We start from the raw sequence: 12,795 nt of genomic DNA, 5'->3' as shown, positions 1-12,795 counted from the left end.
TTCATTATATATCTTATTGCATTAATAATCGCTCTAATATCGTGTTTTCTTGGCCTTCCTATTGCCCCTTGTGCAACGTATGGCTCTAGTATTTCCCATTCTTTGTCACTTATGTCACTTGGATACATTTTTTTACCTCTTAATTCTACATTTGCTTTAGTATATTTATCTTTTCATTTCTTTTCAAGACATCTTCTAACAAACATGATACTAATACAAGAAACATTGTTATAGATGAAAAACTCACAATACCACCTATCACTAAAGGTGACAAAACTGTAAAATTTAAGCCAAGACCAATAAGAGCCCCTGCTGCAGATGCTGCTTCCAACGCTAAATCACCTTTGTATTTTTTACTCATATATCTACCTTTTGTAATATTTAATATTACAAAATACTATAATTTTATATTGATTTGTAAAGTTATTAATAACGTATTGTAATACGCAAATGATTAACATGTACTTTCTCTGAAGAGCATTTTGCCACTTTTTTTAATTGCAGGTTCTGTATGGTCCCATAATGACTCCTTAAATGATGATACCATCACTCTCTGGAACTGCACAGAATTTACCACATCTCCAAATTTAGAAAAAAAACCTAATATTGCGAAGAATGGGCGATGACAGACTTGAACTGCCGACCTCCTCGGTGTAAACGAGATGCTCTACCAGCTGAGCTAATCGCCCTTCTAATTTTAATTCTATAGTTTTATATTATCACTGTAAACAAAAAGTAGAAATTTAGCTACTGATATCCTTTAATTGCTTGCTTGACAACCCTTTATGGCAGGCAATTTTTAATATTAACTGAGATATGCAGAAATAAATTGGCAATATTTCTAGTCTACCAAGTAGCATTAACAAGGATAAAAATAATTTTACCTTATCGCTAAAAGAAGAGTAATTACCTAAAGGTCCTACTAAATTACTAAATCCTGGACCAGCATTCGTTAGCATAGCAGAAACCGAACTTATGCTAGTGACAAAATCAGCATTACTAAAATAAGACATTACTATCGATGCAATAGTGAATGTTAATATGTAAATTGCAAAAAACATAAAAACAGAGTGGACTTCACTGCTCTTTAAGATTTGGTTATTGAATTTTATCTTATTATTTGTATTTGAATTTAATATATTATGAAAGTAATTCTTGATGGATTTTAAAATCACTATTAAACGGAAGATTTTTATACCACCACTTGCAGAACCACAACATCCGCCGATAAAGGTTAGGAAAAAAGTCAAAACTGAAATAAATCCCCAACCCACATAATCGCAAACTGTATAGCCAGTGGATGTTACTAAAGACGTAATTGTGAAAGTGCTGTACCTGAATGATTTTGATACTTCCAGATCAACGTTTCCATATAACCAAAGAGCAGCAAATAAAAATGAGACAAGAGTGATTCCAATAAAATAAGAGACCTGTTCATCATGATAAATATCCAAGCGTTTTATGATTTTTAAGTAACTGAGAAAAGGTAGAGAGCCTAAAATCATAAAGACAATCGTTATAACTTCCAATATAGGATTGTTATAGTGCCCTATGGAATCATTATAGTTAGCAAAACCACCAGTTGATACAGTAGACATTCCATGACACACAGAATCGAACAGTGACATACCAGCCAAATAATAGGAAAATATGCATAACAAAATCAGGCTATAATATATTATCATGATATAAATCACCACGCTTCGTATATGTGGCAGTCTTTTTTTTACAGCATCTGAATATTCCGAATAAAGTAAATTATTTAAGCTAAAAATTTTGAACATTGGAAAAATTGCAATTCCTGTTGTTATAATACCAAGGCCACCTATACTATGTAACATTGCTCTCCATAGCAGTATCCCTGGTGATTGTGTTTCAACATTGTTAAGTATAGTTGCTCCAGTCGTTGTAATACCCGATATTGCTTCGAATAATGAATCAACATAACTAAAATTACTAAGGTAGAATGGAATAGCTGCAAACAGAGATAAAACAATCCAAATGCAACTAGTGGCTATAAAGACTACCGATATGCCATGCAGCTTATTTACTTTGCCTAATAAGGTAAAAAGTGTACCAAACGTGCAGGTGATTATAATTCCAGTACTAAAAATTTTCCACTCACGATCAAAGTTAACAACCATTGGAATAACCATTGTTAAACCAAACAATAGTAAAAATATTCCTATAATAAATATAATTGAACGTAGAGTTTGTAAATGTTGCATCTTATCTCCTTTAAGTTACTTTTCAATTGGGTTTATTAATATACCTCTTTCAAAACTCCATTTTTGATGGTAATTTCACTTCTTCCGCCACAGTTGCACTGCTTCTAAAATTTCCTATAATAAAAGAATTTTGAAAAAAATCCATCGCGTGCGCTTGGAGGGATTCGAACCCACGACTTTTGCCTCCGGAGGGCAACGCTCTATCCAACTGAGCTACAAGCGCATATATTTTAATTTATTTTATAGATAAACTCTCCAAATCAAATTTTTGTTTTGGATAAAGCGTAAATTTTATACTGTTATTACCAAAAGATATGTTCTGAGAATCACTAGTTTGTTTCTTTAATGTTTTTCGATCTACAGTCCAAACAAAAACTACATGATCTTCATTTACTGACTGTACTTTTAAGTCCTTAGTATTTATAAACAACTTCCCATTTACCCATATTTTCCATACATCAGCAGAAAAATGTACAATTGCATCTAGTCTCACTACCTGACAATTAAAATCATCTACTACTTGCTCCTTTATAGTTGTCGAAGATTTTAAATTAAACTTTTCCATCTTAGAAATAATTCTATTAACCGAAACTTCATCAAAAAATATACTTTTTATATCATCATACTGTGATAAAATTCCAAAGTCATTATCTACCGCTTCTTTCATGATATTGTTTTGATCCATATAGTCTAGCTTGTAGTCACTTATAAAGAAACATTCTTTTGCACGTAAATGTACCACATCAGTAAAATCATCTGTTTCTTGATTTCCGGTTTTAAAAACATTTTCAAAATATTTTTTCTCCATCTGCATCCCATGATTAGAGTGGTAGCAAATCATCTCATCGTTACCTTGTTTCTCCACATATACACATAAGTTTTCACTATTCAGTCCCAATATTTTATGCTTGATATAATTCTCATTACCAATAGGCTGCAAACAAGAGTATTCTTTACAAATTCCTATATTTTCTGCAATATCTTCACAGCTGCAATACGCATCAAACTTAAGGGATAATGATACAAAAATAAAAAGTAATTTAATCCTCATTTTTTAATACAGTATACCAGTCAAAAACTATATTGGCTCTTACTATTTCTATCATATCACCATTCAAGATTTGATTCATAGTTATAGTATCAATGTTCTTTTCCTTACTCAAGACAAGAGACTTAATCATAACATAACCAGGTAGGCTTGGAATAGACTGTAGAAACAAAAAAATATGCTTGTCGCTTATTGAACTAAAACTTAAGGTTACCTTACTCCTAATTATTTTAGTATGTTTACTTGCATAGGGAACTTCAACCCTTTCAGGTATAGAAATAGATATTCCAGGATTTAATATATAATATTTTTTATATAGCCGACTGAGTTCAAAGTTTAGTTCAGAAATGTATCTACTACTACGCAAGCTTGAAGAAGCAAGTCTTTTCCATAAACTCAAGTGTTTATTTAGAGTAACCTCTCTTTCATGAGCTTCGACAATTTGCACACTAATAGAATGTATTTTATCCATAGCATCTTGATTTTCGTCATAGAGTTTTTTGTTATAAGTGATAATACACACTAATAACAAGGTCAGCCCAACAGATAACAGAAAGTATAATGCAAACTGAATTAAAGCTTTTCTTTTAAGTTGAGAAATAGTCATATTGCCTCTTCTATTTCAACATTAACACCTACATTTTGTTCCTCAGTGGGTAAAGTAGCAGGTAAATTAGAAATGCTCACTGTTTGGGTGCGGAAATTATTAATTAAGCGCTTTTGCAGTTTCTTGTATTTATCAAAAATACTTTTATCAGGTTGAAAGTTGAATTTTAATTTTGTAATAATAGAATTTTTTATTTCATCATAACTCCACTCAAAAGATTTCAGCTCTACATGAGGTACTTTTAATTTCTCCACATATTTAATTTGTGCAAGAGGAGAGTATTCTATTTTTGATAAAATATTACTTATGTTGATAAAATCGTAAACCTCATCCATCTCTTTTACACTGTAATTCTGGCTAAAATTTATCAATTGATCGCTTAATAGCTGTTCTTTTATCACCAAATCGTTCGTAACACGAATATTTGAAGAAAAATCCAGTAAATAGAAAACATTGACTATAACTAAAGTCAGAATAAAAAATGGAAAAAATCGTGGAGAGTTTAAATAGAAAGAGTTAAATAGATAAAACTCTTTAGTTTCTTTTGTATGAAATATAGCCACTGGTTTATTTTTAGAACTATGAAACAAAATTATAGTGTCACAAAACTTATCCTTTTCACTTATAGCTAATTCTAATTTTAACAATTTACTTAGCTCATATGGAGTAAACATACTCACACTGCTCTCTGAAAAGTTAATAACTGATAAACTAGCCTTAATATCTTCCTGTACTACAATGCAAAGGTCAATAAGATCATCTCTTTTAAAATCAAATTTAGTTAAGGATCGGATAGTATTTTGTACTTCCTGATATATTCCACCTGCAATAATTCCTGGTAATTCATCATCAGTAAAAGGTATTAGACGTGTAAACACCATTTTATTATTTTTCATCACTACTTGTCTATACCCACCTGTTTTGGTTGCAGTAACCATAATTTTCCAGTCGTTGGAATTTTTATCTAAAATCTTTTGTGCTATATTACTCATTTCCATGGGCAACATTAGTATTCCTTTAAAATTTGAGCCTATTTCAATAAAAACATTCAACCAATAGTCTATTAAGTGTTTTGCCCTTGATAAGACAACAAGATAATACCAATTCTGGTCAAATTTACTTGGTTTTTCAATAAGAAAAGCTGAATTTATATCGTGATTATCAGCAAAATGTTCCATTTTTGTCTTGATTGATAGATAGGCACTAATTCTATTGACACCAGGAATGGACTGTAATGCGTAACTTTGCTCTTGATGATTAAGAGTTAAATACAGAGGTGCTTTTTTATCAGCTGCAAGGCATGATTTTAAATCAGCGATTGCATTGCTATTTTTATTCTTCACAAAGTATCTTTTATTTAAGGTGTCATTTTGAAAATATAATAATATTGTACCTTCTTCTCCAACAGAAAGCATAAACTTACTTTTAGGTTTTAATTTAAACATATTAACAGACTGTATGTTTGTCTCAAATTTAAAAAGGAATTTATTGAAATTCATTAAACACTAGGGGAAAATTTTCGTCAAAATCAAAGATGACGCTTCTTTTAGCATTCCTAACCATAAAAAAGCAAACAATTGTAGGATTAATTATATAGGCTATAATGATTTCACTGTAGATGCAAAATTGCTTATGACAGCAGATGAAAAAATATATACCTGCCTATGTGTGTTGTTTGCAGTCCTTATTGTGACTGGTAATTTAATATACCAAAAGTTTGTTTCTTTACCCATTTTATCACTTGAATTATCCGTGGGAGCAATATTATATCCTTTGACTTTTTTATTAACAGACTTAATTGCCGAGTTTTATGGCAAAGAAAAAGCAGGGTTTTGTGTCAAGCTCGCTATTGTAATGAATGTAATAATAGCAATAGCTATTATGTTAATGGATAGCTTAAATGCTACTTCATGGTCAAAGGTTGATAACGAAGTTTTTCATATCGTATTTGGTAAATATAGTGTCAACTTTATTGCATCTATTATTGCATGTTATATTGCGCAACTGATTGATATTAAATTATATTTATGGATACGTAAAATAACCGATGGTAACTTCTTATGGCTCAGAAATAATGGCAGTACAGTTATCTCCTTGCTAATAGATACGTCCATTGTTGTTAGCATTTTATGCGTATTCAATGTTTTACCCATAGAACGCATGTTAGCAATAATTATCAGCAGCTATTCATTTAAATTCCTCTTTACCGTATGTAGCACCCCTCTATTCTATTTTGGAGTATGGGTAATTAAAAGACTGCTGTAGATTTTACATGTTGCATCAAAGTGCATATTATCATACCATTCCAATAAGTTTAAAAATAAGGAGATTAGTATGAGTTTTACTTTACCTGAGCTTCCATATGAGCAACAAGCTCTGGAACCTTACATATCCGCAAAAACTTTGGATTTTCACTATAACAAGCACCACAAAGGATATCTAGATAAACTCAATACGTTGGTAAAAGATAAAGACTACGAGCACATGGAACTTAAAGAGCTAATAACAAAAGCTCAAGGAGACCTCCCTATATTTAATAATGCAGCACAAATTTGGAACCACACTTTTTATTGGAGCTCAATGAAAAAAAACGGTGGTGGTCAGCCAAAAGAAGACACTTTGATTATAAAGAAAATAAAAGATGATTTGGGTGGCTTTGATAAGTTTACTGAAATGTTCTCTGAACATGGAGTCAATCAATTCGGTAGTGGATGGGTATGGTTAGTATTGGAAAATAACAAGTTAAAGATTACCAAAACTTCAAATGCAGATTTACCATTAACCCATAATCAAGTACCGTTACTTACTATGGACGTGTGGGAGCACGCATACTACTTAGATTGCCAAAATCGCAGAGTTGACTATATCAAAGTCTTTCTTGACCATTTAATTAACTGGGATTTTGCTGAAGAAAATTTAAAACGGGTTTAGTGATGAATATACCTCAAGTAACAAAATTAAATAATGGTTTGCGTATCATTACTGAACATATGCACGATGTAGATTCCGTTGCTTTTAACATCAGAGTTGGTGTCGGCAGCAGAGCCGAAAGCATAAGTCAAAGTGGGATGTCACATTTCCTAGAGCACATGGCTTTCAAAGGCACAAAAACCAAAACTGCGTTTGAAATTGCCAAAGCTTTTGATGATATAGGTGGGGTGTTTAATGCCAGCACCGGAAGAGAGAGCACCTCTTATTACGCACAAGTTCTCAAGAAAGATTTATCAATTGGCATTGATATATTAATAGATATATTAATGAATTCTACATTTCCAGAAGATGAACTAGAGCGTGAAAAAGGTGTTGTAATACAGGAAATTTTTCAAACTAATGATTCACCAAGTGATATTATTTTTGATAAATACATGGAAGCAGCTTATAAGGACCAGTCGTTTGGTAGGTCAATTTTAGGCACACAAGAGACGGTAAACTCTTTCACTCGAGAAGATCTAAATGATTATACAAGAGAGCATTACTTTGGTGAAAATATGTTGCTTGCTGTTGCCGGAAACATTGAGCATGAAGAAATTGTTGCATTAACCAAAGATGCTCTATCAAAAATTCATTCCAAAGAATTAAAAAAAAATGAAGGCGCTGATTACACTGGTAGTGAATATTTGGAGCACCGAAAGTTAGATCAAGTGCACTTGTTAATAGGTCTTCCAGGTGTGTCCTGTCATGATGATAAGTATTACACATTCAAAGTACTTGATTCTATTTTAGGTGGCGGCATGTCATCACGCCTGTTTCAAGAAGTAAGAGAAAAGCAAGGTTTAGCTTATTCCATTTATTCATTTAATTCTAGCTACACGGATACAGGAATACTTTCGATCTTTGCTGGCACAGACAGTAGCAATCTAGATAAACTTCTGCAGTCTATAACAACAGAGTTGAAAAAATTATGCACAAATGATCTCCAAGCAGAGGAAGTGAGTAGAGTGAAAGAAAGAATCAAATCTCAAATTTTAATGTCTCGTGAAAGTACCAGCTCACGTGCTGAAACCTTAAGCTACTATTATGCTAACTACGGAAAATATATCAGCAAACACGAGTTGATAGAAAAGATTAGCGCTGTAAGTGCCGCTGATGTACAAGAAACAGCAGAGAAATTACTATCTCAGTGTGAAAAAACCACCCTAGCTGCAATTGGAGAAATTAATTCATTGCCAAGTTATGATAAAGTAGTTTCTATGCTAGTTTAATTTGATTTTTTGGGTAAGATTGCACAAGAATCTTCTGTATAAAAAATATCACGTGCATTATTCACATAAAGGTTGTAGTAATTTATTTTAGTACGTTTATTTTTCAATCAGGCAGTGAATAATATAGTTGTCAAAAAGTTTGGCGGAACCTCTTTAACTAATTTAAATAGAGTTGCACATCTCATAAAAAATGATATCGAAAGAGGTTATAATGTAGTAGTGGTTGTATCTGCAGCTGCAGGCTTTACTGATCAAATGGCCCTTCAAGCTCAACATATCTCGAGTTTGAGTTGTCAGCAAGAACTATCAGAATATGATGTGCTACTTTCTGCAGGGGAGCAAATTTCGTGTGGACTATTAGCAATCACACTGCAGTCTATAGGTATTAACGCTAAGTCGTGGCTTGCTTGGCAATTACCAATTGTGACCGATGATTTCTATTCTGAATCAAAAATTAAGGAAGTAAAAATTGACTGTTTGCAAAAATCATTTTCCGAAGGGTGCTCAGTTGCAATAGTTGCTGGCTTTCAGGGTGTATGTAATAATAGATTGACTACTTTTGGTAGAGGAGGTTCAGATATATCTGCTGTGGCCTTAGCGGTAGCTTTCAATGTTAAGACTTGTGAAATTTTTACTGATGTTGATGGAATATATACAACTGATCCAAAAATTGTTCCCAAAGCACGTAGACTTAAATCTATTTCCTATGACGAGATGTTGGAAATGTCTTTATCTGGTGCTAAAATCTTACATAATCGTTCAATACAAATAGCAATGAGACATAATATAAAACTGCAAGTACTTTCCACTTTTAAAGAATCCGAAGGTACTTCTGTGTTACCCAATAACGATGTATTGGAAAAACATTTAGTAACTGGGATAACATATAGCACTAATGAGGTATTGATTGCTTTCACTGATCTTACTTTACACATTTTGAAAGATATAGTAGGTGCAAATATAAGAGTTGATATGATACATAATGCAAGTTTAGTAACTCCCAAGTGTGATGTTGATCGAGCAAAAAAGTTATTAGGTAAAAATATTGATTATACTATAAATGATAGTATAGCTAAAATTTCAATCATCGGTATAGGTATTACATCCAATACTGCTGTGATGTATAACATATTCAAGGTTTTAGAGAGAAATAAAATAGAAATGCTTGCTATTTCAACATCCGAAATCAAAATTAGCATCATCATTAAAAAAGAATATGCTGAAGTTTTAGTAAAAGACTTACATGACAGCTTTGTTTCTCTATCATAGACTCAAACCTATAGCTACCTGACGCTAAAAATAAAAGACCTTATATCTTGAAAAAAAATTATTAATATTGACATGTGATTAATATTAAGTTAATATATCAATATATAGTTACATAAGAGGTAAAAATGTTAAGAGCAGTTTTAAATAAAATTTTTGGAAATGCTAGTGAAGAACCAGCTAATCCTGTTCAAACAACCGAACAAGAACGCGTAGAAGTTGATGCTAATGTAGTTGTTTCTGCAGAAGAAACTACGGAGCAAAATTCTGAAGAAGAATTTGTAGAAGTTAATTCTGAAGATGTAGTCAACTATGCAGATGAAGCAATGGAACAAGCACTTTCTGAAAGTGGTGTAGTTTCCTATGTTATCAGGCCCTCACTATATGCTGCAAAATATGGAGCTCAAGCTTTATATGCAACAGCATTAGTTATGGGATATACCCTGGAAGGCATTTCATATTGTATGGCTGGTGCATCTCATGTCCCATATGAAATATCAAAGCTGCTAGAAAAGCATAAAGAGCAAAACAAAGAAACTGCAGGATACCAAAATACTGCAGGATACAAAGTTACTGTTTTTTCTATGAATGCCTTAGGGTGTACATCTAGTGCAGTACATATTTTATCATACATGCCGTACTGTGCTGGAAAAGTACTCTTACAAGTAGCTTACGCTTCAGATGGCGCAAGTAAATGTTTATCACCTGAAAAAATAGAGGAAATTTGTGATTATGCAAATTCATTTTCACAGGAAAAACCTGGCAGCTTAGAAGAAATTAATGTAAACAGTGGTGCTGCACAAGCAGCAGCAATAGCTGCTTAATAAATAGACTCAGTGCATGTATGCTTTGCATGCACTAAAGTTTCAAAAAAATCATACAATTAACGATTAGATTGACATCAGGTAAGGAGTAGTTTAAAAATTAAGTAGATTTTTAATATACAATACATGCCTATAGAGATATTAATGCCCGCTCTTTCTCCAACAATGAGTAAAACCGGAGGAAAAATAGTAAAGTGGCATAAGAAAGAACAAGATAAAGTTGAAGTGGGTGATGTCATTGCTGAAATAGAAACCGATAAAGCTGTCATGGAATTTGAATCTGTAGATGAAGGAACCATGGCAAAAATTCTCGTGCCAGAGGGAACAAGTGGTGTACCTGTTAATCAGCTAATAGCCCTAATTCTGGAGGAAGAGGAAGATCAAAATGCACTTAACAACTATACCGCAGCATCTTCCAGGAGTAATGATGAGGCTAAAAAAGATGAAACTAAAAAAGAAGATAAGGAAAAACCAAATGTAGAAATACTCCAAAATGATGAAGACAGAATAAAAATCAGCCCAATAGCTAAGAGAATAGCTCAAAGTGAAGGAATCAATACAAGCCAGCTCAAAGGCACAGGACCATATGGACGTATAATTAAAGCTGATATATTAAGCAGCGATGTAAAGCTTGAAGATTATGAGAGAACTAATACAGAAGATATTGCAACTGAAGTTAGCAATATGCGCCAAATCATAGCTCAGCGTTTAGTAGAATCTAAGCAAACCATTCCTCACTTTTACCTAACGGTAGACTGCAAAATTGATAAATTAATATCATTAAAAAATGAAATTAATACCACAATTGAAAACAGTAAAGTTACAATCAATGACCTAGTTATTAAAGCTGTTGCTCTTAGCATGAGAAAATTTCCTGAAATAAATTCCTCATGGATAAGTAATAAGATACTGAAGTACTCAAATGTAGATATCTCTATAGCTGTGGCTCTTGATGATGGGTTGATTACCCCTATAGTTAAAAATGCCGATAAAAAAAGTATTTTGTCTATTTCACAAGAAGTAAAAGCTTTAGCGAGCAAAGCAAAATCTGGTAAATTAAAGCCCGAAGAGTTTCAAGGAGGTGGGTTTACTATCTCTAATTTAGGTATGTTTGGTATCAAGACCTTCAGTGCTATAATTAATCCACCACAGTCTTGTATAATGGCTGTTGGTGCATCTGAAAAACGTCCTATTGTCGAGAATGAGAAAGTAGAGATAGCAGAAATGATGGCAGTTACGCTCTCTGTTGATCACAGAGCAGTTGATGGAGCATTAGGAGCAAAGTTCCTAAACACCTTTAAACATTACGTAGAAAATCCTCTGTCAATGCTAATTTAACAGTTAAAAGCCGTCTGGCTTGTCAATGTTATTGTGACAAATTTAATATCTTTCAAGTTACCATTATAACAGTTAATAAATCTAGAGAGGTACAAATATGACTACAGAAAATTTGCATAAAAACAATATGGCTAAAGTGTTCGAGCAAATTAGAAAGAGAGGAGAAAACATTGAGCAACCCAAACTAGTATTAAAGCAAGAAAATAAGGCAAATCTTGCATTGCAACCAAACATGGATGCAAAAATCATTTCTTCAGGATCACCAAAAAATGCACCAAAAACATCTCAAGCTCTGGCTGCACAACAAAAATTTCAAGCAGTTGTAGATACAAAAAGTCAAAAAACATCTGATAGTAAATTAAACACTTATGAATTACAAGTCACTAAAGTACTTAAAACATTGACTCCAGAACAAAAAGAAAAGGCAGGATTTGCTTTTACAAAAGCAAATAAAACATCAGCACCTCAAGCAGATAATAAAGCAAAACTTCCAGAGGCTAAAATTTGGTCATCCACACCAATTAAATCACCTCAAGACAAACATTTTCATAGTTCCCAAAAAAGCAATGATAGTGGTATATTTTTCAACGCAAATAATAGCACTGAAGTAAATACCACTTTTAACGCTACCGATAATTTATCTAAAACATTTGGGGTAGTACAGAAAGACCTCATGGAAAAACATAATATTAGTGTTAATCCAATCAAAAAAAACCCTTCGCCTGTAAAAGATAAGATTGCATTCTTTAACAATCTATCTCGCACTTCGGATTCTCAGGAGTCTCCAAGTCAAATTGGTTTGGCTAGTCGGTCTATACTTCACATAGATAATAAAAATCAGCCAACTCCTTCAGCACCACCATCACCTAGTACTATGAATGCTAATAAGTCTCTTATAGTTCACATGGATACTAAAAATCAGCCGACTCCTTCAGCACCACCATCACCTAGTACTATGGATGCTAATAAGTCTTCTGTAGGTCAAAATGATGCAAAAAAAATACCAGCTAAAATAATAATTGGCCCAAGAGAAAAGAGGCTTATGGATGGTCTAAAGATTTCCAATGATGTCAGAAAAGACAACAAGATAAAGAAACTCATTGAGCTATTTGAACCAAGAAAAGATGCTAAACTGTCTAATGTTAATGTAAAGGCAGTAAGCGATCCGTCTAAGGTGAAGCAATAAGCCATATCTTTGTCTGTGCAAGTGGTAATAATTCAATGAATTATTACCACTTCTTCTTTTATCATCAACAGATTGTAAGTAGTGCTGTAAATAAAA

At 32.8% G+C, this 12,795-nt stretch carries 12 protein-coding genes and 2 tRNA genes; 7 read left to right on the top strand and 7 right to left on the bottom strand.

All coding sequences use genetic code 11. The features are described from left to right. Positions 1 to 145: 145 nt before the first annotated feature. The 7 genes from IC220_RS00345 to IC220_RS00315 form a co-directional block, all read right to left on the bottom strand. Positions 146 to 361, bottom strand: a complete 216-nt coding sequence (locus IC220_RS00345) for a hypothetical protein (protein WP_188152627.1) — start codon at positions 359 to 361, stop codon at positions 146 to 148. 255 nt (positions 362 to 616) lie between these two features. Further along, positions 617 to 689 (bottom strand) — tRNA-Val (locus tag IC220_RS00340). Between the two features lie 54 nt (positions 690 to 743). Further along, positions 744 to 2,228: a TrkH family potassium uptake protein gene (locus tag IC220_RS00335; RefSeq protein WP_188152626.1), complete on the bottom strand. Its 1,485-nt coding sequence runs from the start codon at positions 2,226 to 2,228 to the stop codon at positions 744 to 746. 149 nt (positions 2,229 to 2,377) lie between these two features. Further along, positions 2,378 to 2,451 (bottom strand) — tRNA-Arg (locus IC220_RS00330). A 12-nt stretch (positions 2,452 to 2,463) separates the two neighbouring features. After that, positions 2,464 to 3,279, bottom strand: coding sequence for a hypothetical protein (locus tag IC220_RS00325; RefSeq protein ID WP_188152625.1), 816 nt, complete (start codon positions 3,277 to 3,279; stop codon positions 2,464 to 2,466). After that, positions 3,269 to 3,883, bottom strand: coding sequence for a hypothetical protein (locus tag IC220_RS00320; RefSeq protein ID WP_188152624.1), 615 nt, complete (start codon positions 3,881 to 3,883; stop codon positions 3,269 to 3,271). The genes IC220_RS00325 and IC220_RS00320 overlap by 11 nt, the downstream gene beginning before the upstream one ends. Beyond that, positions 3,880 to 5,328, bottom strand: a complete 1,449-nt coding sequence (locus IC220_RS00315) for a hypothetical protein (RefSeq protein WP_188152623.1) — start codon at positions 5,326 to 5,328, stop codon at positions 3,880 to 3,882. The genes IC220_RS00320 and IC220_RS00315 overlap by 4 nt, the downstream gene beginning before the upstream one ends. Positions 5,329 to 5,515: 187 nt before the next feature. Here IC220_RS00315 and IC220_RS00310 point away from each other — a divergent pair, with 187 nt between their 5' ends. The 7 genes from IC220_RS00310 to IC220_RS00280 all read left to right on the top strand — a co-directional run bounded on the left by IC220_RS00310 (position 5,516) and on the right by IC220_RS00280 (position 12,699). Continuing rightward, complete coding sequence (locus IC220_RS00310) at positions 5,516 to 6,148, top strand: queuosine precursor transporter (protein ID WP_188152622.1); 633 nt, start codon at positions 5,516 to 5,518, stop codon at positions 6,146 to 6,148. A gap of 69 nt (positions 6,149 to 6,217) precedes the next feature. Further along, complete coding sequence (locus IC220_RS00305; protein WP_188152621.1) at positions 6,218 to 6,814, top strand: superoxide dismutase; 597 nt, start codon at positions 6,218 to 6,220, stop codon at positions 6,812 to 6,814. A 2-nt stretch (positions 6,815 to 6,816) separates the two neighbouring features. Then, positions 6,817 to 8,085: a M16 family metallopeptidase gene (locus IC220_RS00300; RefSeq protein WP_188152620.1), complete on the top strand. Its 1,269-nt coding sequence runs from the start codon at positions 6,817 to 6,819 to the stop codon at positions 8,083 to 8,085. A gap of 114 nt (positions 8,086 to 8,199) precedes the next feature. Continuing rightward, positions 8,200 to 9,354 carry an aspartate kinase gene (locus IC220_RS00295; RefSeq protein WP_188152619.1) on the top strand — a complete coding sequence of 385 codons (1,155 nt, stop codon included), beginning with the start codon at positions 8,200 to 8,202 and terminating at the stop codon, positions 9,352 to 9,354. Positions 9,355 to 9,479: 125 nt separating this feature from the next. Continuing rightward, positions 9,480 to 10,175: a hypothetical protein gene (locus tag IC220_RS00290; RefSeq protein ID WP_188152618.1), complete on the top strand. Its 696-nt coding sequence runs from the start codon at positions 9,480 to 9,482 to the stop codon at positions 10,173 to 10,175. A 126-nt stretch (positions 10,176 to 10,301) separates the two neighbouring features. Then, on the top strand, positions 10,302 to 11,513 hold the full coding sequence (locus IC220_RS00285; RefSeq protein ID WP_188152617.1) for a pyruvate dehydrogenase complex dihydrolipoamide acetyltransferase: 1,212 nt from the start codon (positions 10,302 to 10,304) through the stop codon (positions 11,511 to 11,513). A gap of 97 nt (positions 11,514 to 11,610) precedes the next feature. After that, positions 11,611 to 12,699 (top strand): hypothetical protein, encoded by a 1,089-nt coding sequence (locus IC220_RS00280; RefSeq protein ID WP_188152616.1) that lies wholly within the window; start codon positions 11,611 to 11,613, stop codon positions 12,697 to 12,699. Positions 12,700 to 12,795: the final 96 nt, after the last annotated feature.

Source organism: Wolbachia endosymbiont of Pentalonia nigronervosa (genome assembly GCF_014534705.1).
GTDB lineage: Bacteria > Pseudomonadota > Alphaproteobacteria > Rickettsiales > Anaplasmataceae > Wolbachia.
This window is presented reverse-complemented; position numbering and strand designations above follow the sequence as displayed.

Bases quoted from the DNA above. Each gene is read 5' to 3' on its own strand.
- IC220_RS00335 (WP_188152626.1), bottom strand. From the start codon at position 2,228: ATGCAACATTTACAAACTCTACGTTCAATTATATTTATTATAGGAATA.
- IC220_RS00315 (WP_188152623.1), bottom strand. From the start codon at position 5,328: ATGTTTAAATTAAAACCTAAAAGTAAGTTTATGCTTTCTGTTGGAGAA.
- IC220_RS00300 (WP_188152620.1), top strand. From the start codon at position 6,817: ATGAATATACCTCAAGTAACAAAATTAAATAATGGTTTGCGTATCATT.
- IC220_RS00325 (WP_188152625.1), bottom strand. From the start codon at position 3,279: ATGAGGATTAAATTACTTTTTATTTTTGTATCATTATCCCTTAAGTTT.
- IC220_RS00310 (WP_188152622.1), top strand. From the start codon at position 5,516: ATGACAGCAGATGAAAAAATATATACCTGCCTATGTGTGTTGTTTGCA.
- IC220_RS00305 (WP_188152621.1), top strand. From the start codon at position 6,218: ATGAGTTTTACTTTACCTGAGCTTCCATATGAGCAACAAGCTCTGGAA.
- IC220_RS00285 (WP_188152617.1), top strand. From the start codon at position 10,302: ATGCCTATAGAGATATTAATGCCCGCTCTTTCTCCAACAATGAGTAAA.
- IC220_RS00345 (WP_188152627.1), bottom strand. From the start codon at position 361: ATGAGTAAAAAATACAAAGGTGATTTAGCGTTGGAAGCAGCATCTGCA.
- IC220_RS00290 (WP_188152618.1), top strand. From the start codon at position 9,480: ATGTTAAGAGCAGTTTTAAATAAAATTTTTGGAAATGCTAGTGAAGAA.
- IC220_RS00320 (WP_188152624.1), bottom strand. From the start codon at position 3,883: ATGACTATTTCTCAACTTAAAAGAAAAGCTTTAATTCAGTTTGCATTA.
- IC220_RS00280 (WP_188152616.1), top strand. From the start codon at position 11,611: ATGACTACAGAAAATTTGCATAAAAACAATATGGCTAAAGTGTTCGAG.